Consider the following 22299-nt stretch of genomic DNA (forward strand, 5'->3'; position numbering starts at 1 on the left):
CATGATTACCTGTATTTCACCAATTGACGGTTCCGTTCTGGTCGAGCGTGAACCGTTGAGCGCAGATGACGCGGCCAGCGCCGTTGCACGCGCCCGCGTCGCCCAAACCGCATGGGCCGCCCGCCCATTGGCGGAACGCATCGAGCTGGTGCGCGCCGCCGTTGCCAATATTGGCGCCATGAACGACGAGATCGTCCCCGAGCTGGCCAAGCAAATGGGCCGTCCCGTGCGCTATGGCGGCGAATTTGGCGGGTTCGAGCAGCGCGCCCTTCACATGGCTGACATCGCCGAGGATGCGCTTGCCCCGATTGAGGTCGAGGATTCCGACAGTTTCCGCCGTGTGATCAAGCGTGTGCCCCACGGCATCGTTCTGGTCGTCGCACCGTGGAACTACCCCTACATGACCGCGATCAACACCATCGCCCCTGCCCTGATCGCGGGCAATACCGTGATGCTGAAACATGCCTCGCAAACCCCGCTGGTCGGTGAGCGTTTGGCAAAGGCATTCCACGCTGCTGGCATTCCTGAGGATGTGTTCCAGAACGTCTTCCTCGACCATACGACAACCTCCGCCCTGATTGCGGCGCGGGCGTTCGACTTCGTGAACTTCACCGGTTCCGTCGGTGGTGGCATCGCAATGGAGCAGGCAGCTGCGGGTACCTTTACCGGTCTGGGGCTGGAGCTGGGCGGCAAGGATCCGGGCTACGTCATGGATGACGCCAATCTGGACGCCGCCGTGGATACCTTGATCGACGGCGCGATGTTCAACTCGGGACAGTGCTGCTGCGGGATCGAGCGGATTTACGTTGTTGAAAGCCTGTATGACGAGTTCGTGGCCAAGGCTGTGAAAATCGTTGAGGGATACAAGCTAGGCAATCCGCTGGACGCTGAAACGACCATGGGCCCGATGGCGCAGGCGCGTTTTGCTGACATGATCCGCGGTCAAATCGCCGAGGCGGTTGACGCTGGCGCGAAAACCCTGATCAACCCTGCCCTGTTCCCACAGGATGGCGGTGCCTATCTGATGCCGCAAATCCTCGTCGATGTGGACCATTCCATGCGCGTGATGCGTGAGGAAAGTTTCGGCCCTGTGGTTGGCATCATGAAGGTGAAGGACGACGCAGAGGCAATCGCCCTGATGAATGACAGCGCATTCGGCCTGACCGCATCGCTGTGGACACAGGACACCGCCCGCGCCGAGGCGATTGCCGATCAGATCGAAACCGGCACCGTCTTTATGAACCGCGCCGATTATCTGGACCCTGCCCTGTGCTGGACCGGCTGCAAGAATACCGGACGCGGGGGCGGCCTGTCCGTCATCGGCTTCCAAAACCTGACACGTCCGAAATCCTACCACCTCAAGAAAGCCTGAGACATGAGCATCAGCGCAAACTGGTCCTACCCAACCGCCATCCGTTTTGGCGCAGGACGTATCTCCGAAATCGCAGAGGCATGTGCCGCTGCGGGCATCAAGAAGCCTCTGCTGGTCACCGATAAGGGTCTGGCCAACCTGCCGATCACCACGCAAACCCGCGACCTGATGGACGCGGCGGGCCTAGGCCGTGCCATGTTCGCCGAGGTTGATCCAAACCCCACCGAGGTAAATGCAGAGGCTGGCGTTGCCGCCTATCGTGCGGGCGACCATGACGGCGTGATTGCCTTTGGCGGCGGTTCCGGCCTCGATCTGGGTAAGGTTATTGCCTTTATGGCGGGCCAAACACGCCCCCTGTGGGATTTTGAGGATATTGGCGACTGGTGGACCCGTGCCGACGCGGACACCATTGCGCCCATCGTTGCTGTGCCGACCACAGCCGGTACAGGGTCCGAGGTGGGCCGCGCCAGCGTCATCACCAACTCTCTGACGCATGAGAAGAAGATCATCTTCCACCCCAAGCTGCTGCCCGCCGTCGTGATCTGCGACCCCGCGCTGACCGTTGGCATGCCGCCAATGATCACCGCAGGCACCGGTATGGATGCGTTCGCCCATTGTCTGGAGGCGTTCTGCTCGCCCCATTACCACCCGATGAGCCAAGGTATCGCGCTGGAGGGGATGCGTCTGGTCAAGGAGAACCTGCCCAAGGTTTTCAAGGACGGCACAGATATCGACGCCCGCGCGCACATGATGTCCGCTGCGGCGATGGGGGCCACGGCCTTCCAAAAGGGTCTGGGCGCGATCCATGCCCTGTCCCACCCTATCGGTGCGGTGCATCACACGCATCACGGCACCACAAACGCGGTCGTCATGCAGCCTGTGCTGCGGTTCAACCGTGCCGCGATCGAGGACCGCTTGGCCCTTGCCGCCAGCTATCTGGGGATTGAGGGCGGCTATGAGGGCTTCTACGCCTTTGTGGGTGAGCTGAACGCATCGCTTGGCATCCCTGCCAACCTGACAGAGATGGGCATCACCAACCCCGATATCGACGCGCTGGTCGCATCAGCCCTGATCGACCCTAGCGTTGGTGGAAATCCGGTTGAGATGACGGCAGAAAACACCAAGGCACTGCTGCTCGACTGTTTCTAAAACCGGAACCGGGGCCACGCGCCCCGGTTTCCCACGGCCCGAATGGAGCGTCCGATGCGACCCAGCCTACGCGCCAAAGCCATCGCCATATGTGATGAGAAAATCGCGAAAAAGGGTGAGACCGTCGGCCTGTCCTTCTATGCGTTCTTTGCCAATAAAAACACCGATCCCGACCTGCTGATGGAGGCTGCGGAATGGTGGATCAAAACCCACGCTCTCGATCATTTTGAGAAGGCACTGAAAATCCGGGAGATGATCCGCGCGGGGAAATAGGCGGCGGGCTAGGTTTGCCCCCAGCCCGCACCAATCATCCTAGACGTGCCGCGGCAAAGCTGCTCAGCGTTTCCGCCACACCCTGCGCAGCCAAGGTCGCAACAGCACCGGCAAAGGCTGTTTGCAGCACTGGGTTCTGGCCCATATCACCGAACACATCGTCGATGGACAGGAACTGCGCCGGATCGGTTTCGACGATCTGTGCCGCAGCCAGCAATTGTGCCGCGCGCTCATCCTCCAGCGCGAAGCCGAAATCGACATCAGCGGTCATCGCGCAATATTTGCACCACAATGCCAGCTCCATCGCCAAGCCGTCCACGGGCAAGCCTGCGGCCAGCGCATCCGTGATCGTAGGGATCACGAATTTAGGCTGGCGGTTCGACCCGTCCTGACATAGCCGCGCAATCGTGTCGCCGATCAGCGGGTTCGAGAAACGCTCAACGCACATCGCCAGATAGTCCTCGAACTTCACACCCGGAATAGGTGTCAGAACGGGGATCACCTCGGATTGCATCAGGCTGATCAGCCAGTTGCGTACCAGTGGATCGGCCATCGCGTCATGCACATAGGTATGCCCCAACAGCGCCGCCGGATAGGCCAGCGCCGCGTGACCAGCATTCAGCAGGCGCAGCTTCATCGTTTCAAATGGCAGAACATCTGCCACGAATTCTACGCCGACCTTTTCCAATGCGGGGCGACCTTGAGGGAAGTTATCCTCCATCACCCACTGGCGGAACGGCTCACAGGCGACGGGCGCACCGTCCTCGATGCCGAATTGCGTTGCGACCATCTCACGCTCACGCGCGGAGGTGGCAGGCGTGATGCAGTCCACCATCGAATTGGGGAAGGCGACGTTCTGCTCAATCCACGCGCCGAGTTCCGCATCCATGGCATTTGCCAGTCCCAGAACCGCCTGCTTTGTGACATGGCCGTTCTCGGGCAGGTTATCACAGGACAGGATCGTAAACGGCGGCGCACCGGCGGCGCGACGTGTAGCAAGGCCAGCGATCAGCACACCAAACACGGTTTGTGGCGATGCAGGTGCCGCAATATCCGCCTGAATGGCCGCAGCATTCAGATCAAAACCACCGGTTGCGGCATCTACGAAATAGCCCCCCTCGGTGATTGTCATCGACACGATGCGGATCGCGGGATCGGAAATGCGTGCAATGATTGCCGCCAGATCAATCTCGCAAAAATCAATCATGGAGCCGGTGATCCGCGCCGTCAGATTGCCCGGGGCAAGCTCCACCACGGTTGTCAGCCAGTCCTGATCAAGCAGGATATTACGGCGATCCGCGTCGAAGGATTTGATCCCCGCGCCAACCAACGCCCAGTCATGCCCCTCACCCAGTGAAAACAGCTGGTCCAGATAGACTGCCATATGCGCACGGTGGAAATTCCCGACGCCAATATGGACGATACCCGCGCGCAATGCGTCACGGTCATAGGCAGGTGTTGCAACCTGATCCGGCAAACTTGCCAGCGTAGACAGAGATAATTTCTGCGCCATTAGTTCATCCAATTCCCGCCATCGACGTTATAAGTTTGAGCGACGATATATTCGGCATCCGGTGAGGCCAGAAAGACAGCCATTCCGGTCAGGTCGTCAGCCGTGCCCATACGCCCGTATGGAACAGCGGCGCCGACCTGCGCCTTTTTCTCGCCCGGTTGCAGGCCCTCAGCCTTGGCAAACAGGGCATCCACATGGGTCCAATGTTCACCATCCACCACGCCGGGTGCGATTGCGTTCACGTTGATCCCGTGCTTGATCAGGTCCAGCCCCGCGGATTGCGTCAGGCTGATGATTGCCGCCTTGGTCGCGCAATAAACGCCGACCAACGCCTCTCCACGACGCCCTGCCTGCGATGCCATGTTGATGATCCGGCCACCACGGCCCTGCGCGATCATCACCTTGGCCACCGCCTGCAACATGAACAGCGACCCCGCAACATTCACTGAAAACAGCCGGTCATAGCTGGCCCGCGTGATATCCACGATGGGGGCCATGTCGAACAAAGCTGCGTTGTTGATCAGGATGTCGATACCGCCAAGTTGGTCGGCGGTGCTGTTCACACAGGCATCAATGCTCGCTTGGTCCGAGACATCGACCTGCACTGCGATTGCCCCGATCTCGTCGGCTGCACGCTGTGCAGCCGCGAGGTCGATATCGGCAAGTGCGACCTGAGCGCCCTGTGCGATATAGGCCCTCGCAAATGCGAGCCCTATACCACGTGCCCCCCCCGTAATAAGGGCGGTCTTACCTGCCAGCCGTGTCATGCCAGACGCAGTCCGTCCGCGCCAAAGCGGTGCAGCTTATCCATATCAGGCGACAGATAGATCGTGTCGCCGTGATGCACGGCCATCTCACCGCTGACACGAACCGTGATCAGATCGGTCAGGCCCGTATCGTGGACGTGCAGGAACGTGTCTGAGCCAAGATGCTCGGATACGCCAACGCGGCCCTTCCACATGCCACTTTCGGTGGACACGTTCAGATGCTCGGGACGAATGCCGACGGTATCACCGCCTAGCTTGGTCGCTTCCTCACCGCTGAACAGGTTCATTTTTGGTGAACCGATAAAGCCAGCAACGAAGGTATTGCGTGGGCGGTGGTACAATTCCAGCGGGCCACCGACCTGCTCGATATTACCGGCCTGCAAGACCACGATCTTGTCCGCCATGGTCATCGCCTCAACCTGATCGTGCGTCACGTAGATCATGGTCGTGGCGAGCTTTTTGTGCAGCTCCGAGATTTCCATCCGCATGCCGACACGCAGCGCAGCGTCGAGGTTGGACAGCGGCTCATCGAACAGGAAGGCAGCAGGCTCACGCACAATGGCGCGGCCAATTGCAACCCGCTGACGCTGACCACCCGAGAGCTGACCGGGACGGCGCTCCAGATAATCGGTCAGGTTCAGCACGCTTGCGGCGGCCTCGACCTTGGCGTTTTGCTCTTCCTTGCTCATGCCTGCCATGCGCAGCGGGAACGCGATATTTTTGCGAACCGACATGTGCGGATACAGTGCGTAGGACTGGAATACCATCGCCAGACCACGTTTTGCAGGCGAGGTTTCCGTGGCATTGCGCCCGTCAATCTCGATGCTGCCGGAAGTCACATCCTCCAGACCTGCAATCAAACGCATCAGCGTGGACTTACCACAGCCCGACGGGCCAACAAAAACCACGAACTCACCTTCGTTGATTTCAAGGTCGAGCGGCGGGATGACTTGGACATCACCAAAACTTTTGGTGATCTGCTTGAGAGTAATATTGCCCATTACTTTACGGCTCCGAATGTGAGGCCCCGGACGAGCTGTTTCTGAGAGAACCAACCCATGATCAGGATAGGCGCGATGGCCATTGTGGATGCAGCGGAGAGCTTCGCGTAGAACAGTCCCTCCGGGCTGGAATAGCTGGCGATGAAGGCTGTCAACGGCGCCGATTTGGCGGCTGTCAGGTTCAGCGTCCAGAATGCTTCGTTCCAGGCAAGGATGATGTTCAGCAACACGGTCGAGGCAATGCCCGGAACCGCCATTGGCGTCAGCACGTACAGGATTTCGGACTTCAACGTCGCGCCATCCATGCGGGCTGCCTCCAGAATCTCACCAGGGATCTCCTTGAAGTAAGTGTACAACATCCAGACAATGATCGGCAGGTTGATCAGCGTCAGGATCACCACCAGCGCAAGGCGGCTATCCAGAACACCAAGGTCGCGGCTGATCAGATAGATCGGGATCAGCACACCCACCGGTGGAAGCATCTTTGTGGACAGCATCCACATCAGAACATCCTTGGTCCGTTTCCCCGGAACAAAGGCCATCGACCATGCGGCAGGCACCGCAATAATCAGACCCAGCAACGTGGAACCGAGAGAGATGATAACGGAGTTCATGAAGTGCAGCGGATAGTTCGACCGCTCGTTCACGACGTTATAATTCTCCAACGTCCAATCGAACCAGAACAACGAGGGCGGATCAGCAATCGCTTCTGCCTCGGTTTTGAAGCTGGTGATGATGGTCCACAGGATGGGGAAAAAGATCGCCATCCCGATAGTCCAAGCCGCCAGAGTGGCGATGAGCTTACGTTTTTGTGTAACAGCACGTGCCATGATCAAGCGTCCAGATTCTTGCCGATCATCCGCATCAGGAAGATCGCAACGATGTTGGCAAGGATGATGGCAATAACACCACCGGCGGAACCTTCGCCCACGTCATAGTTCAGCAGGCTTTCTGCATAGACGAGGTAAGTCAGGTTGGTACTGGCCGTGCCCGGGCCACCATTTGTGGTCACCAAAATCTCAGCAAAGATCGACAGCAAGAAGATCGTCTGGATCAGGATCACAACCGTAATTGCGCGGCTAAGATGCGGCAGCGTAATGAACCAGAAGCGGCTCAACGGGCTGGCACCATCCATCTCGGCGGCTTCCATCTGCTCACTGTCGAGAGACTGGATCGCCGTCAGCAGGATCAGCGTCGCAAAGGGCAGCCACTGCCAGCTAACAATCCCGATAATGGACAGTAGCGGCGCCTGGCTGAGGAAGTCATAGGGCTGCAAACCAACCGCCTTTGCCGCATAGGCAAACAGGCCGTTTACAGGGTTCATGAACATGTTCTTCCATACCAGTGCGGACACAGTCGGCATGACAAAGAACGGTGCAATCACCAGAATACGAACAATTCCCTGACCAAACATCGGTTGGTCCAACAGGATCGCCAGCAACACACCCAACACAACAGTGATGATCAGAACCCCCAGGACCAGCGCGAGCGTATTGGTCAGCGCGTCCATAAAGGCGGGATTGGTCAGGAAGTTTTCGTAGTTACGAAACCCTACCCAACCGGTGCGGTCCGGTGTCAGCAACCGGTAGCGGCGGAATGAATAATACAGGGTCATACACAGCGGGATCAGCATCCAGCCCAACAGCAGAACTGTGGCAGGTGCGATCATGAAGCGAGCAGCTGTGCGTGAATGCTGAGTCGACATGAAAGGTACTCCTAGTCGGTCGGATAAAGGACCGTTGGCCCGTCCTTCATCCGACAACCATGCAGCAAAACGAGATTAATGTGCGCGGAGTGGTCGGGAGCGGCCACTCCGCGCGGGAGGAAGTGCGGCTTAGTAGCCTGCATCTTCCATTTCGTTGGTGGTCAGCGCCTGCGCATTGGCAAGTGCATCCTCAACGCTCGTGGTGCCTGCGAGTGCAGCAGAGAACTGCTGACCAACGGCTGTCGCGATGCCCTGGAATTCAGGAATAGCGACGAACTGAACGCCAGTGTAGGGGACCGGATCGACAGATGGGTTGGTCGGGTCAGCGGAGTTGATGCTGTCCAGTGTCATCTGTGCGAATGGCACGTCTACGTAGTTCTCGTTCTCGTACAGGGATGTACGTGTGCCCGGAGGAACGTTTGCCCAACCTTCGTTTGCAGCCACCAGTGCGGTGTACTCCTTGGAAGTTGCCCACTGAACGAATGCCTTGGCAGCATCAGGCGAATCTGTGCCTGCCGGGATTGCCAGGGACCATGCCCACAACCAGTTACCACGACGGCCAAGGCCATTGTCAGGTGCCAGGGCGTAACCAACCGAGTCCGCAACCTGCGAGTCATCAGGGTTAGACACGAAGGACGCCGCAACAGTTGCGTCGATCCACATGCCGCACTTGCCGGTTTGGAACAGTGTCAGGTTTTCGTTGAAGCCGTTGTTGGATGCACCGGGAGGGCCCGATTCATTCATCATGTCGATGTAGAAGTTCAGGGTGTTGGACCATGCTTCGCCGTCGAACTGTGCGTTCCACTCTTCGTCGAACCACTTACCGCCGAACGAGTTGTTCATGGCAGTCAGGAACGCCATGTTCTCGCCCCAGCCGGCCTTGCCGCGCAGGCAGATGCCGTACACTTCGTTGTCACGGTCGGTCATTGCCGCAGCCGCGTCACGAATGAACTCCCATGTTGGCGCCTCAGGCATTTCCAGCCCGGCAGCAGCCATCAGGTCTTCGCGGTACATAACCATCGAGGATTCGCCGTAGAACGGTGCCGCATACAGCTCACCATCAACAGTCAGACCGCCGCGGATCGCTGGCAGAATGTCGTCTGCGTCCCACTCGGCAGGCAGGTCGTTCAGCGAGAGCAGCCAGTCCTGAGCACCCCAGATAGGAACTTCGTACGTGCCGATGGTCATCACGTCGTACTGGCCGCCATTGGTGGCGATGTCAGTGGTGACGCGCTGACGCAGGATGTTCTCCTCCAGCGTAACCCACTCCAGCTCGATGCCGGGGTTTTGTGCTTCGAACTCGGATGCGAGGCCCTGCATACGAACCATATCGCCGTTATTCACGGTTGCGATGGTCAGTGTCTCAGCGGATGCAATGCCCGCGACAGTGCAAAGAGCCGTGGCGCCCAGAAGGCCGCGGAATGTCGTTTTCATAGTTTCCTCCCAATGCCCTTGATCGGGCAAATGCTTATGTCGTGAGCAATTACTCACATTAGTTTTGATTCGTGTCAACACAGTTGCGCACGTGCCTTTGCAGCGCGCGCTAAAAACATACCGTAAATGAAAGAATATTAGCCTGCGGCCAAAACAGCCTCAGCCGTGGCCTCGTCCGTGATCAACGCATTGATCAACTGACCGGTTAGCGCGCCACGGATGGCGGAAACCTTGGCCGGTCCATTGGCGATACCCACAACCTGCCGGTCATGCGCCTGTGTCAGCGGCGCAGAGGCGACGCGATCATTGAACCCGCCGGTCACAACATTGCCGCTGCGATCGAACACCCAGCTGGTGATTTCGCCGACAACATCAGCCGCCTTTAGCGCGATAACCTCATCTGAAGTCATAAATCCGTCCACAACCAGCGGTGCGCCCAAATCAATCTGCCCAACACCGACAAAGGTCACGTCCGCCTGCTCACACAGATCCAGCGTGTTGCGCACCGGCTCCTGCGAATGCAGAATTTGCAGTTCTTCGAGATTGCGGGCCAAAACGGGTAACGGCATCGGATAGTGCCGTGCCTCGACCCGTTCGGCCAATCGGATAACCACGTTATAGGGTGTGGCGGAGCCGTCTGACATCATGTTGCCAAGGCGCGAAACGATCCGGTGCTGTGGGCATTTCATCATCGGCAAATGTTCGACACAGGCCCGCAGCGCGCGCCCCGTTCCCAGCGCCAGAATCTTTGGCTCCTTGGATTTCAGATGCCGCTCCATCTCCGCCGCGCCGGCAATCGCGACGCCGGACAACAATCCGGGGGCGTCGGGGTCGCTTGGCACGACCTCGGCAAAGCGCAATCCGAATCGCTCTTTCAGTGCACGGCTCAGTTCCATACAGCGGGCGATTGGGTGGTCTAAACGGACCTTTACCAGCTTCTCTGACACCGCGGTTGAGACCAGCCGCTGCGCCGATTGGCGCGACACGCCCAGCTTTCGCGCGATCTCATCCTGCGTGTTTCCGGCGACGTAATACAGCCAGCCGGCACGCGCAGCGTCATCCAGTTTGCCGCTATCGCCCTTGCCCGCCATGACCACCATCCCTGAAATGCATTTCAGGCGCTAATAGGCCTAGCTCAGACCAGTTGTCAAAAGTTACTACAGTGTCCGGATGCTTCAAAACCCTGCCGCGCAGGTGCAATCCACCCGTATAGCGCAGCACACGCATATTGGCCGCCAGTGCAGCCTGCACCCCCGGCACGGAATCCTCAATAACCAGACAACGTGCTGGATCTACGCCAATTTTTCGGGCTGCATGCAGGAATAAATCCGGCGCTGGCTTGCCGTTTTTCACCTCGGATGCGGTGAAAACACGCCCCTCGAACCAGTGGGCCAAACCCGTGATACGCAAAGAATTAGAAACTCGTTCCGGACTGCTGCTCGTCGCGACACACCATGGCGTTTGCAGTCGGGTCAGCATTTCCTCCAGGCCATCAGTCGGGTGTAAATGCGTTTCAAACTCCGCCAAAAGATCGGCGCGATAGCTGGCCTCGAACCCCTCAGGCAGTGCTACGTTCCAGCGGTTACGGATATCCTGTGCAACCGTCGGAAAACTGCGCCCCACGAAATTTGCGCAGAAGTAGTCAATATCCACATCGATATCCAGCTTCGCCAGCGCCTTGATCAGCACCTGCGCGCTCAACCCCTCGCTGTCGATCAGCACGCCGTCGCAATCGAAAATTACCAGATCAATTTCGTTCATATCCGCCCTCATGTCTGGACGCAGAAAAGCGGATCGGTCAGGCTTTGTCATTGCTCTTTTCCAGCACAGACGAGGTTAGATGACAAAGCCCCCCGGCCTGTGGCGCGACACCTGCGCCGAGCCAGCCACGCACACGCCGTTGAACGGCGACATCTCAACCGAAATCGCCGTGATTGGCGGCGGTTTTACCGGCCTGTCCACCGCGCTGCATTTGGCGCAGGCGGGCAGCGGCGTGCATGTGTTGGAGGCAGGGGAGATTGGAACCGGCGCATCGGGGCGAAATGTTGGTTTGGTCAATGCAGGTCTATGGCTGCCCCCCGCCGCCATTCGGGCAAAGCTGGGCGCGGACATCGGCGACACGCTCGTCAGCCTGCTGGGCGATGCGCCCCGAACCGTATTCTCGCTGATTGAGAAACATCAGATACAATGTGAGGCAACGCAATCGGGCACGATCCATGTTTCAAGCACCGCACGCGGAACGACGGACCTGCGCGACCGCGCCGCGATGTGGCAGCAACTAGGTGCACCGGTTCGCCTGTTAGATGCGCAGGAAACAGCGCAGCGCACCGGCACGGCGCATTTCACCGCTGGCCTGTTCGATGCCCGCGCGGGAACAGTGCAACCGCTGGGTTATGCCCGTGGCCTTGCCCGCATTGCGACGGCCGCTGGAGCGACAATTTCAACCCAAAGCGGCGTTACGGAAATCACCCGCGATAGCGATAACTGGCGGCTGGAGACAGCAACCGGCACGCTAACCGCCCGCCGCGTGGTGATGGCCACCAACACCTATACAGGGGCGCTATGGCCTGACTTTCAGAAATATCAGAGCCGTATCAATTACTTCCAGCTTGCGTCAGAGCCGCTTGGCGAGCGGGCTGCGCATATCCTGCCGGGGGGTGAAGGGATTTGGGATTGCGGCACCATCATGGTGTCCCTGCGCCGCGATCAGGCGGGGCGGATCATCCTCGGCTCAATGGGGCGCATCGTTGAAACGGCGCGCCTTAGCCAGCGATGGGCGGACAAGACTCTGGCACGCCTGCTGCCCGATATTGGCCCCGTAAAGTGGGACAGCGCATGGCACGGCAGCATCGGCATCACGCCGGATAAGCTGCCCCGCATCGTGCAATTGGCCGACGGTATCTACGCGCCATTCGGCTATAATGGACGCGGCATCGCGCCGGGCACGGCCTTTGGCAAGGCGATGGCGGGGATGTTGACGGGCACGGGCAGCTTACCCCTGCCTCTGAGCCAGCCAACACCGCTGCGCGCACCACGGCTATATGCCAAGGCCCTCGATCTAAGCCTGTTGGCGCATAAGGCATTGCGGACAGTGGCTTAGCCGCCTGCAACGCCCGCCTCGGCAAAGGTTGCCATGCCCGAATGGCAGGCCAGCGCGGCACGCACGATGTGAATCGCCAAGGTGCCGCCAGACGCCTCGCCCAATCGCAGGCCTAGATCCAGTAGCGGCGGGCGGTCCATTGCGTCGAGCACACGAGCATGCGCGCCCTCGGCTGACAAATGCCCTGCCACACAATGCGCGATGGCGTCAGGGTCAATCGAATGCAGGACCAAGGCGGCAGAACAGCAGATAAATCCGTCCAGAACCACGGGGATGCTCAGGCAGCGCGCCCGTGCAATCGCACCGGCCATTGCCGCAACCTCACGCCCGCCTAGTGCGGCCAGAACGTCCAGCGGATCACGGGAAGAATTCGCCGCCAAACCGCGATCCACCGCATCCGCCTTGCGCGCCAAACCGGCATCATCAACGCCAGTGCCACGCCCGACCCAATCCGCACCAGTACCGCCCAGCAGCGCCGTTGCAATCGCGGCTGCGCTGGTCGTGTTGCCGATCCCCATCTCGCCAACGACCAGCAAATCCGCTTCAGCATCCACCGTATCCCAGCCGGTGATGAACGCGGCCGCGCATTCCTCGACGCTCATCGCGGGGCCTTGGGTGAAATCAGCGGTCGGGCGATCCAGATCAATGGCATGCACGTCCATCCGCGCGCCTGCATCCTTGGCCAACTGGTTCACGGCCGCGCCGCCGTGCTGGAAATTCGCGACCATCTGCACCGTAACCTCAGGTGGAAAGGCTGAAACCCCTTGCGCGGTCACACCGTGATTGCCTGCAAACACAATCACTTGCGGGGATGTTACCCTAGGGGCCGCCTGCCCGCGCCACCCAGCATACCAGATTGCTAACTCCTCCAACCGGCCCAACGCCCCGGGGGGCTTGGTCAATGTCCCGTTACGCTGCTGCGCCGCGGCAACTGCTCCCGAATCCACGGCTGGGCGTTGCGCGATCCGCGCGGTAAGGTCGGAGAATGTCGTGGTCATGGGCAAAGTCCTTGGCTGACGATATCAGCCAAGGCATAACGACCCGACCCAATCCACGCAAACCCCTCCGCGCCGTCAGGAACATCATGAACAACACATCCCGCCGCGCGGTTCAGCTGCACGACCTGCTTACTGCCTTTAGCCTGCTGACGCGGTTGCCGGTTCCGGTGGACCACATCCGTGCGGGGCAACGTGGTGCGCAGGCAGGATGGGCATGGCCACTGGTGGGGGCCATTCTGGGCACAGCGGCTGGCATAGTCGCATGGCTGGCGGGGCTGATAGGATTGCCAGCCCCCGTCGCCGCTGGCATAGCCCTGACCGTTTTAGCTCTGACAACTGGCGCATTGCACGAGGACGGCTTGGCAGATTGCGCTGACGGGCTGGGCGGTGGGCGCGACAAATCCCGCGCGCTGGACATCATGAAAGACAGCCGCATCGGTGCCTATGGCGCCGTCGCCCTGATGTTGGCACTGGGGGTACGATGGCAAACGCTGGCGGATTTTCAGGGGGCTACGATTATTATCGCGATGATGTTCAGCGGTGCGGCGTCGCGCGCGGCAATGCTGGCCGCAATGGCGTGGATGCCACCTGCACGCAGTGACGGACTGTCCGCATCCACCGGTCAGCCGCAACGTATGACCGTCACTCTGGGGCTGGCATTGGGGATTGCCCCCATCGCCATATTCGCCCCCATCGCGTTGATCCCACTGATCCTGCTACCCCTACCCCTGATCGCGCTGGCAATGCGCAAGATTGACGGGCAAACAGGCGATATCCTTGGTGGTGTGCAGCAATTGGCCGAAATCGGGTGCCTGTTTGGCCTGCTGCTGGCACTGGGCTGAAACGAAAAAGGGCCGCCCCATAGGACGGCCCCGTCGTAACGATGTCGAAATGCTTAGGCAGCGGCGGCACGTGCCTCAAGAACGGTATCGATCTTGGTCTGGGCGATGCCCTCATCCACACCATCCACGGCTGCAACCTCACGTGTCAGACGCTCCAGCGCGGCTTCGTAAAGCTGACGCTCGGAATAGGACTGCTCACGCTGGTCATCATTGCGGTGCAGGTCGCGCACGACCTCCGCGATGGAGATCAGATCGCCGGAGTTGATCTTCTGCTCGTATTCCTGTGCGCGACGCGACCACATGGCCTTTTTCACGCGTGCACGACCCTTGAGCGTATCAAGCGCCTTTTCAACAACAACCGGGGAGGACAGCGAGCGCATGCCGACCGAGGTCGCCTTGGCCGTTGGAACGCGCAATGTCATCTTGTCCTTCTCGAAGGAAATGACGAACAACTCCATTGAAATTCCTGCGATTTCCTGCTCTTCGACAGCCGTGATCCGGCCAACACCATGTGCCGGATATACGATGAAATCGTTGGGGTGGAAGTCGTAGCCCGTCTTTGCCTTTGTCATACTCATATCCCTTGCAATGGTCGTGGGTCCAAAAAGACAGTCACAGCCGCGACACCCGGCGAAGGCCACGCGTTCGGCTGTTACCCATACTGATCGGAAATGCTCGCCTGCCCCATGTGACTGGCCGTTCACCACTTGTATGACGCTTACATAACACGTTTACCGCGCAATTTCAATTTGCGCGGGCCCATGATGTTGCTTCGCGCGCGTCAAAAGGGCGCGATATTCAATCTAAAGTTGCAGCATGACGCTGCGACGTCAACCCGGAACACTTAAAGACCGAATCGGCGGCGAATCGCTCAGCCACCCTCGCCCGGTGCTTCGGAGAAGTGCGATTCGAGTTTGTTAGGCGTACCGTCCAGGGCCTCTGCCTCAGGCAGTTGGTCCTTCTTGGTAATGATGACCGGCCATGCCTCGGAATATTTCCGGTTAAACTCGACCCAGTTTTCCATGTCAGGCTCAGTATCCGGACGGATCGCATCGGCCGGGCATTCCGGTTCACATACACCACAATCAATGCATTCATCCGGATGAATCACCAGCATGTTTTCCCCCTCGTAGAAGCAATCTACGGGGCAAACCTCCACGCAATCTGTGTATTTGCAGGCGATGCAGTTGTCGGTAACGACATATGTCATTGTCGGAATGTCCTCGGCGCAGCAGAAAGTCTGTCAGTGTTCGGCTGGAGATAGACCCCGTTTACGCATGGCGCAAGGTCTGGCGCATCAACTCTCTGGATCGTGGGACAATAGTGCGTCAGTCGCGCGACGGTCCCGCTTGGTCGGGCGACCGCCGACACGTTCGGGCACAACAGGTTTTTCGCGGGGCTGTGGCGGGTCCAGATCGGTGTAAAGCGCCTGTGCCTCGGGCGCCGGTCCACGCCGCTCGCCCAAGCCATCGACCTGAATAATCCGAATGTGATCATCTTTGCTAAAGGTCAGAACATCGCCCACCCGCACCGGACTGGCGGCCTTGCTCACCCGCGTAGAATTAACACGACAGCCCGAAGTTTGCACCACCTTCGCCGCCAATGTCCGCGTTTTATAGAACCGCGCGTGCCACAGCCATTTGTCGATGCGCAGCGTCTCGCTCATGCCGAACATTCACCGGCAAAGGGGGCGGCCATCTGCGCAGCCAGATCCGGCCCGCGCAATCCCTGCGCCAACAGCCAGCCCAATTTGGCAACCGCCGCAGGCGTCACCATATCCCCGCCGGAGATCAACCCCAGCGCGGTTACAGCCTGCCCTGCCTGATATGCGCCAGCGGCCAAACGGCCTGCACCGCATTGTGTTACAACAACAATTTCCTGCCCTCGCGCCCGCGCGCGCGACAAGGCCGCGTGGAACGACGTCCCCTCGCCCGGTACATTTCCGGAACCGAATGCCTCAATCACCAAGCCCGACAGGTCAGCAAAGCTATCGACGATTGCGCCGCCAATTCCGGGATGTAATTTGATCAAACCAACCGGCTCAACCTGCGTGCCCACCCGTGGCACAGCCTGCAAATCCGCGACGCGCCAATCCAGCGGTGGCAGGTTGGGGCTGACAAAAGCGTCAAAATCCTGCGCATGTCGTTTATCCGCACGATTGCCGCGTAAAACCTTGCCGCCAAAGGCAATCATCACCTCGGCACGCGGGCTTTCACGCGCCACCTGTAGTGCCAGTCGGACATTTGCCACCGCATCGCTATCGGCCGATTGCATCGGTATTTGCGATCCGCTCAGCACGACCGGCGCATGCAGGTCGCCCAGCAGAAATGACAATGCCGCAGCGGTATAGGCCATCGTGTCGGTGCCGTGCAGCACAACAACGCCGCAATCACGCCCACGGATCAGGTCGGCAATCGCCACCCAGTCACGTTGCGTCATTACGCTAGAATCATAGGGTTCGGGAATTTGCACCCATTCGAAATCGAATTCGGGTACGGCGGCGCGGAATGTCGCCTCAAATTCTAAATCGGGGGCGAGACCGCTCGCCCCCGGAATCATTCCGATCGTACCACCCGTATATAGGACGCAGACCGGCCGCATCAGCGGATCACTTCTTGTCCTTGAGCGCCATCAGCGCTGCGAACGGGTTGTCGGGATCGACAGGCTTTTCCGCACGGGGTGGACGCGAGGTGTGGGTTTGCGGCTTGTTGCCACGCCCCTTATCGCCGCCAGCAGCACCCTTGCCGCCCGGCTTGCGCCCACGCCCCTTGTTCTGGGGACGCCCACCGGCAGGCTTGCCCGAACGCTCACCCTCAGCACCGGAATCGCGACGTGGACCAGCATTGCGGTTTCCGCGTGGCTTTGGCGCCCAAGTGAAGGTGTAGAACACCTCCATCTCCTCGGGCGTTGCTTCAACAGCAACCTCGGCTGTGGCGGGAGCGGCATCTGCGGGGATCGCATCTGCCACAGGCTCAGCTGATTCTGTTGCGGGCTCTGCTACAACCTCGGCTGTGGGATCCACAGCATCGGCAGGCTTATCAGCAGGTGTGGCAGGGGCAGGCTTAACCTTGGCCCGCTCTGCCTTTTCAGCCTTATAGCCCAGACCACCCATCAGATCGGCGAACTGTTCCAGCGTCAGGCCGGTGATCGACAGCATGTCGGGATTGGCTTCAAACCCACCGCGCGTGTCTTGACCACGGATCATATCGGCCAGACGTTCCAGCATGTCGATGCGGATCGCCCGCTCACCTGCCAGACGGTAACCCGCCATCGCGTAATAGCCATGCGGCGCATCCTTAACAGCCGGTACAGTTACCAAGCCGGGGGGAGGTGCCTCGGGGAATTCCTGCAAGCCCTGCATCAGGCTCCACAAAACCAACCGCAAACGGGTCGGCGCGGGCTTTAGCAATAGCGGCTGGAACAGCGTGAACTGACCAAAGCGAACGCCATGTTTGCGCAGCATGCCGCGTGCATCCTGCTCCAGCGATTTGACGTCTTGCGCCACCTCGCCACGGGGCAGAACACCCATGTTTTCAACGATGCGGAAGGCAATACCCTTGGCCAAGCCGGTCATCGCCTCATCATCGCGCAGGGCGATCAGTGGCTCGAACAGGGCCGCGATTTTGCGGTCCAGCCAGTGGCCAAGACGCCGCTTAACCTTTTCCGCGACATCCGCGCCAGCCTCGTCATCGACGAAGACCTCGATCTGCGGGCTCAACGCGTCTGCGCCCTTAACCAGCTTGCCTACGGCATGCTCGCCCCACATCAACCCACCCTGTTCGGTGACGTCGATTTCCTTGTCAGGCGCATTGTAGAACTTGTCGGAGGACAGGTTGTATTGCGGCTGCAACGCGGCCAGCGCCGCTGATCGCAAGGTTTTCGCCTCTTCAGCGGTTGCGGTCTGGTCTAGCTGGAAACGGAACCCAGACAGACGGCCCACGAACTGGCCCTCTACACTGACTTCACCTTTGTCGTTCACGTCGGCCACGAGGCCCTCCTTCTGCTTCAACCGGCGCATAAGCACAGATGTGCGCCGGTCGACGAATCGTTGTGTCAGGGCTGCATGCAGCGCATCTGACAATCGGTCTTCTACCGCACGGGTCTCCCCGCGCCAATGCTCAGGATCGCTTAACCATCCCTTGCGCTGCGCCACATACGTCCAAGTGCGCACAAAAGCGAGCCTTTTGCTAATCGCATCTATGTCGCCCTGCGTTTTATCTATGCGTTTTACGCGATGTGCCAGCCAATCATCGGCGATTGTACCACCATCATGCAGAAATTCATGAATATTTGCTAACAGATTGGCATGTTCCGCGGGGGCAACTTTGCGAAAATCGGGAACTTGGCACACATCCCACAACAATCGCACCTCCGGGCCCTGCCGGACCTTGTCATGCATTTCGGGCTGGCCCCACAATGTACGCAGCGTCACCAGATCATCCGCCTCACGCGCGCGTTGCAGGTCGGGATGCTGCGGCGACACCTCTAGCGAGGATAACAGCGCCTTTACCGAGCCGAACTCGAGCCGTGAATTACGCCATTGCAGCTTGCGTATCGGGGCAAAGCGGTGCTCCTCAATCGCCTCGGCGACATCGGGGTCCAGCGGCTCTGCCTCACCGGTCGTGCCGAATGTGCCGTCATTAATGTGGCGCCCTGCCCGTCCAGCAATCTGCGCCAGCTCGTTCGGCATCAAGTGGCGAAACCGCCGCCCGTCAAATTTTGCCGTGCCCGCAAAGGCAACGTGATTGATGTCGAGGTTCAGCCCCATCCCGATTGCATCCGTGGCCACCAGATGGTCCACATCACCGTTCTGGTACAGCTCCACCTGCGCATTACGTGTCCGCGGCGACAGCGCGCCCATCACGACAGCCGCACCACCCTTTTGACGGCGCAACAGCTCCGCCATCGCGTAAACCCCATCGACGGAAAACCCGACAATGGCGGAGCGTGGTGGCATGCGGCTGGTCTTTTTCGGGCCGACATAGCTGAGCTTTGACATCCGCTCACGCCGAATGAAACGAGCATCGGGGATCAGATTGGCAATCCGCGAGCGCATCGTGTCCGCGCCCAGAAACAGCGTTTCATGCAGGCCGCGCGCATTCAGCAGCCGGTCGGTAAAGACATATCCGCGATCAGGATCAGCACATAGCTGGATTTCATCCACCGCCAGAAAATCCAGCGCCATGGGCGGCATCGCCTCAACCGTGCAGATCCAATAGGTCGCGCGCGGCGGCACGATCCGCTCCTCACCTGTCAGCAGCGCCACGACCGAGGGGCCGCGCACCGCCACAACGCGGTCATAAACCTCACGCGCCAACAATCGCAGGGGAAACCCCATGATCCCGTTTCGATGGCCCAGCATACGCTCAATCGCGTAATGTGTTTTGCCAGTATTGGTAGGGCCGAGAACAGCCGTAACAGTGCGGTCGCGGGTCATAAAAATCCGGTCTTTGTTCGAGAGAATTAAGCGTCACGGCCCAAGGCACGACCCAATCGGTCCAGCGCCTCGGTCACGGTCGGCTGATGCGGATTCAATGCATCGGCCATCTGATAGATCGTATATGCACGCGCAGTATCCCCCATATATTCCAGGATCAGCGCCAAACCGGTCATTGCCCCGTAATGCTGCGGGTTCAATGCCAGCGCAATGCGAATATCCGCAATGCTCAGCCCATATTCCCCTTGCAGGTAATAGGCAGCGGCACGTCCGTTCCATGCCTCGGCAAAATCAGGGGCGTGATCAATCGCGGCGGTGAAATGTTCCACAGCGCGGATCAGGTTGCCCTGCTCCAATGCTTCATCCCCACGCACGACCAGAAAATCCACGGCAGCAGACCCCGACCGCGCCCACCGTCGCCGGATTTCATCCTGCAAACCCTGCACATCCTGCGCATCGGGTTGCGCAAGCTCGTCCATTAGCTCAGAAAGCGAACGATCCTGTGCGGTTATAGGGCCCGCCAAACATAACGCCACGGCAAGGCCGGTCAGAGCGATTGATACCTGTCTCATGCTAGCTAAAGTAACACCGATATTTACAATTGCGAGGGCTCCCTTGCAGCAGATGAAGGATAACGACATGAGTGCAATCGTTGATATGGCCGTCACCGCCCTGCGTGAGAAAATCGGCGACGGTTTCGATGCCGGCTCCATCAAATTCGTGATCGAGGATGAAGGCGCGGTACGCATCGATGATAGCGGCGTAAACGCTGATGATTCCGATGCAGATTGCACCCTGATCGCGGATGCAGACACATTTCAGGACATCCTCAGCGGTGAATTGAACCCGACCTCCGCCTTTATGGGTGGTAAGCTGAAGGTCGAGGGCGATATGGGCCTCGCAATGAAGCTGGGCTCGGTTCTTGGCTGATCCCGCCCCCCTGCATTCAGAACTGTCCGGTTGCCCCTCAGGGGGCACCGCGACGTTTCACACCACGACCGACGGGATGCGCATCCGCGTCGCCACGTGGTCCGCTGGAACACGCGGAACGGCCCTGATCTTTCCAGGCCGCACCGAATATATCGAGAAATACGCGCAGGTTATCGCCCACCTGATCGGCATGGGCTTTTCCGTGGCCTGCATTGACTGGCGCGGTCAGGGCCTATCGACGCGCATCAATGACACAACCGCGCTGGGTCACGTCAAACACTTCTCCGAGTTTCAACACGATGTCAGTGCCATACTAGGCGCGGTGGCCGACCTGCCCCGCCCTCTGCATCTGTTCGCGCATTCGATGGGCGGCGCCATTGGCCTGCGCGCGTTGATCGAGGGACTGCCCGTCGCATCCGCCAACTTCTCCGCGCCGATGTGGGGACTGCACATGCCCGTGGCGCAGAGATTCATCGCGCCCTACCTGCTGCGCACGCTGCGCACCCTTGGCCGTGGTCAGGATTTCGCACCCGGCACCAAAACCGCGCCGCATGTGACATTGCGCAAATTCGAGGGCAATCCCCTAACCACCGACCGGCAGCAATTTGAGCGGATCACAATGCTGACCCGCGAATTGCCGCAACTCGCCCTCGGCGCACCGTCGGTCGGATGGCTGGCCGCCGCATTTGATGAGATGGACTCACTGTTCGACACCGACCTACCGCAGGTTCCGATCCTCGCCGGTTGCGGAACCAATGATAGCATTGTCAGCTATTCCGCTGTGGTCAGCCAGTTAGAGCGCATGAATAACGCCGTTTTCGTCAAGGTGCAGGACGCCCAGCATGAGCTGTGGATGGAGCGTCCCGAACTGCGCGATCCGTTCTGGACCTCCATCAGCCGCCATATCGCAACGGTTGAGGAAACCCTTTAGCCGCGCAGCAATTCCAGCGCCGCCGCATGAATCTCAACATTCGCGGCGGCGATGACCTGCCCGCCACGATGCACCGGACCACCCTGCCAATCGGTCACGATGCCGCCGGCAGCCTCGATAACGGCCATTGGTCCCTGAATGTCATATGAGTTCAGGCCCGCCTCAATAACCAGATCAATGCTGCCCAATGCGATCAGCGCATAGCCATAGCAATCCAGCCCGTAACGGGTCAGTTGCACCTGATCGCGCACACGCTCAAACGCGGCGCGTTCCTCTGCGGTGCCCACCTCGGGGAAAGTTGTCATCAGCAGCGCCTGATCCAGCGTCCGCGCTGGTCGCGTATTCAATGGCCGCACAAATCCACCGTGATGCAGTTCAGCCCGCCCGAACCCGCCAACGAAGCGCTCGTCCATATAGGGTTGATCCACGATGCCAAAAACAGGGGCCGCGCCAGCATTTACAGCGATCAAAACGCCCCATGTGGCAGTACCGGCCAGAAAGGCCCGCGTGCCGTCAATCGGGTCCAAAACCCATGTAAATCCACTGCGTGAGGGAGTCGGCGCTTCCTCCTCACCCTCGACTCCGTCATCAGGACGCAGATTGGCAAGGACAACCCGCATCGCCCGCTCAGCAGCGCGGTCCGCTGCGGTAACGGGGTCAAAACCGTCGGCCAGCTTGTTATCAACGCTCATATCCAGAGAGCGGAAATAAGGCAGGATCGCACCGCGCGCGGCATCAGCCAGCGCATGCCCGACCTCTCGCAACTCCATTTCCAGATTCGCATTGAGTGTCGTGGCATCGGACATATCGTTCTCCCCTAGCGGAGCCGTAGTGGCACCACTGGGAA

General features: G+C 59.5%; 23 protein-coding genes. 7 read left to right on the forward strand and 16 right to left on the reverse strand.

Annotated features, from left to right (window positions below):
• The first annotated feature begins 1 nt into the window (after position 1).
• The 3 genes from CR254_RS00470 to CR254_RS00480 are packed head-to-tail and all read left to right on the forward strand — an operon-like array spanning position 2 to position 2794.
• Complete coding sequence (locus tag CR254_RS00470; protein WP_097927851.1) at positions 2-1372, forward strand: aldehyde dehydrogenase family protein; 1371 nt, start codon at positions 2-4, stop codon at positions 1370-1372.
• A 3-nt stretch (positions 1373-1375) separates the two neighbouring features.
• The gene (locus CR254_RS00475) at positions 1376-2521 is read left to right on the forward strand and encodes an iron-containing alcohol dehydrogenase (RefSeq protein WP_097927852.1); all 1146 of its coding nucleotides are present in this window, start codon (positions 1376-1378) and stop codon (positions 2519-2521) included.
• Between the two features lie 54 nt (positions 2522-2575).
• Complete coding sequence (locus CR254_RS00480) at positions 2576-2794, forward strand: DUF6500 family protein (RefSeq protein WP_097927853.1); 219 nt, start codon at positions 2576-2578, stop codon at positions 2792-2794.
• A gap of 34 nt (positions 2795-2828) precedes the next feature.
• Here the strand turns inward: CR254_RS00480 and CR254_RS00485 are convergent, their stop codons facing one another.
• From CR254_RS00485 to CR254_RS00520, 8 genes are all read right to left on the reverse strand, one after another.
• A complete protein-coding gene (locus CR254_RS00485) occupies positions 2829-4307 on the reverse strand; it encodes a mannitol dehydrogenase family protein (RefSeq protein WP_097927854.1) in 1479 nt (492 codons plus the stop codon).
• Entirely contained in the window at positions 4307-5074 is a 768-nt protein-coding gene (locus CR254_RS00490; RefSeq protein ID WP_097927855.1) for an L-iditol 2-dehydrogenase, read from the reverse strand. Before CR254_RS00490 ends, CR254_RS00485 begins: the two co-directional genes overlap by 1 nt.
• A complete protein-coding gene (locus CR254_RS00495; RefSeq protein WP_097927856.1) occupies positions 5071-6075 on the reverse strand; it encodes an ABC transporter ATP-binding protein in 1005 nt (334 codons plus the stop codon). The genes CR254_RS00490 and CR254_RS00495 overlap by 4 nt, the downstream gene beginning before the upstream one ends.
• Complete coding sequence (locus CR254_RS00500) at positions 6075-6905, reverse strand: carbohydrate ABC transporter permease (protein ID WP_097927857.1); 831 nt, start codon at positions 6903-6905, stop codon at positions 6075-6077. Before CR254_RS00500 ends, CR254_RS00495 begins: the two co-directional genes overlap by 1 nt.
• 2 nt (positions 6906-6907) lie before the next feature.
• On the reverse strand, positions 6908-7780 hold the full coding sequence (locus tag CR254_RS00505) for a carbohydrate ABC transporter permease (RefSeq protein WP_097927858.1): 873 nt from the start codon (positions 7778-7780) through the stop codon (positions 6908-6910).
• A gap of 129 nt (positions 7781-7909) precedes the next feature.
• Entirely contained in the window at positions 7910-9214 is a 1305-nt protein-coding gene (locus CR254_RS00510) for an ABC transporter substrate-binding protein (RefSeq protein WP_097927859.1), read from the reverse strand.
• Positions 9215-9351: 137 nt separating this feature from the next.
• Positions 9352-10305 carry a sugar-binding transcriptional regulator gene (locus tag CR254_RS00515; RefSeq protein WP_097927860.1) on the reverse strand — a complete coding sequence of 318 codons (954 nt, stop codon included), beginning with the start codon at positions 10303-10305 and terminating at the stop codon, positions 9352-9354.
• Positions 10286-10975: an HAD family hydrolase gene (locus CR254_RS00520; RefSeq protein ID WP_097927861.1), complete on the reverse strand. Its 690-nt coding sequence runs from the start codon at positions 10973-10975 to the stop codon at positions 10286-10288. Before CR254_RS00520 ends, CR254_RS00515 begins: the two co-directional genes overlap by 20 nt.
• A gap of 79 nt (positions 10976-11054) precedes the next feature.
• Between CR254_RS00520 and CR254_RS00525 the strand changes: the two genes are divergently transcribed.
• A complete protein-coding gene (locus CR254_RS00525) occupies positions 11055-12314 on the forward strand; it encodes an NAD(P)/FAD-dependent oxidoreductase (RefSeq protein ID WP_097927862.1) in 1260 nt (419 codons plus the stop codon).
• Here CR254_RS00525 and cobT read toward each other — a convergent pair.
• Positions 12311-13312 carry a nicotinate-nucleotide--dimethylbenzimidazole phosphoribosyltransferase gene (cobT, locus tag CR254_RS00530; protein ID WP_097927863.1) on the reverse strand — a complete coding sequence of 334 codons (1002 nt, stop codon included), beginning with the start codon at positions 13310-13312 and terminating at the stop codon, positions 12311-12313. The genes CR254_RS00525 and cobT overlap by 4 nt on opposite strands.
• Before the next feature lie 86 nt (positions 13313-13398).
• On the opposite strand from cobT, the gene CR254_RS00535 reads away from it, so the two are divergent.
• Positions 13399-14154: an adenosylcobinamide-GDP ribazoletransferase gene (locus CR254_RS00535; protein WP_097927864.1), complete on the forward strand. Its 756-nt coding sequence runs from the start codon at positions 13399-13401 to the stop codon at positions 14152-14154.
• 53 nt (positions 14155-14207) lie between these two features.
• Here the strand turns inward: CR254_RS00535 and CR254_RS00540 are convergent, their stop codons facing one another.
• The 6 genes from CR254_RS00540 to CR254_RS00565 all read right to left on the reverse strand — a co-directional run bounded on the left by CR254_RS00540 (position 14208) and on the right by CR254_RS00565 (position 20163).
• A complete protein-coding gene (locus CR254_RS00540) occupies positions 14208-14726 on the reverse strand; it encodes a CarD family transcriptional regulator (RefSeq protein WP_097927865.1) in 519 nt (172 codons plus the stop codon).
• A gap of 299 nt (positions 14727-15025) precedes the next feature.
• Positions 15026-15364, reverse strand: coding sequence for a ferredoxin FdxA (gene fdxA, locus CR254_RS00545; RefSeq protein ID WP_097927866.1), 339 nt, complete (start codon positions 15362-15364; stop codon positions 15026-15028).
• Positions 15365-15451: 87 nt separating this feature from the next.
• Positions 15452-15820 (reverse strand): RNA-binding S4 domain-containing protein, encoded by a 369-nt coding sequence (locus tag CR254_RS00550; RefSeq protein WP_097928844.1) that lies wholly within the window; start codon positions 15818-15820, stop codon positions 15452-15454.
• On the reverse strand, positions 15817-16755 hold the full coding sequence (locus tag CR254_RS00555) for an asparaginase (RefSeq protein WP_097927867.1): 939 nt from the start codon (positions 16753-16755) through the stop codon (positions 15817-15819). Before CR254_RS00555 ends, CR254_RS00550 begins: the two co-directional genes overlap by 4 nt.
• Positions 16756-16762: 7 nt before the next feature.
• The gene (locus tag CR254_RS00560; protein WP_097927868.1) at positions 16763-19591 is read right to left on the reverse strand and encodes a helicase-related protein; all 2829 of its coding nucleotides are present in this window, start codon (positions 19589-19591) and stop codon (positions 16763-16765) included.
• Positions 19592-19617: 26 nt separating this feature from the next.
• Positions 19618-20163: a tetratricopeptide repeat protein gene (locus tag CR254_RS00565; RefSeq protein ID WP_180955841.1), complete on the reverse strand. Its 546-nt coding sequence runs from the start codon at positions 20161-20163 to the stop codon at positions 19618-19620.
• 67 nt (positions 20164-20230) lie between these two features.
• Between CR254_RS00565 and CR254_RS00570 the strand changes: the two genes are divergently transcribed.
• Positions 20231-20521 carry an SCP2 sterol-binding domain-containing protein gene (locus CR254_RS00570; protein ID WP_097927870.1) on the forward strand — a complete coding sequence of 97 codons (291 nt, stop codon included), beginning with the start codon at positions 20231-20233 and terminating at the stop codon, positions 20519-20521.
• Positions 20514-21452: an alpha/beta hydrolase gene (locus CR254_RS00575; RefSeq protein ID WP_145996684.1), complete on the forward strand. Its 939-nt coding sequence runs from the start codon at positions 20514-20516 to the stop codon at positions 21450-21452. Before CR254_RS00570 ends, CR254_RS00575 begins: the two co-directional genes overlap by 8 nt.
• Here CR254_RS00575 and CR254_RS00580 read toward each other — a convergent pair.
• A complete protein-coding gene (locus CR254_RS00580; RefSeq protein WP_245851328.1) occupies positions 21449-22258 on the reverse strand; it encodes an inositol monophosphatase family protein in 810 nt (269 codons plus the stop codon). The genes CR254_RS00575 and CR254_RS00580 overlap by 4 nt on opposite strands.
• Between the last annotated feature and the right edge of the window lie 41 nt (positions 22259-22299).

The organism is Pontivivens marinum, from assembly GCF_900231835.1.
In the GTDB taxonomy this organism is placed as follows: domain Bacteria; phylum Pseudomonadota; class Alphaproteobacteria; order Rhodobacterales; family Rhodobacteraceae; genus Pontivivens; species Pontivivens marinum.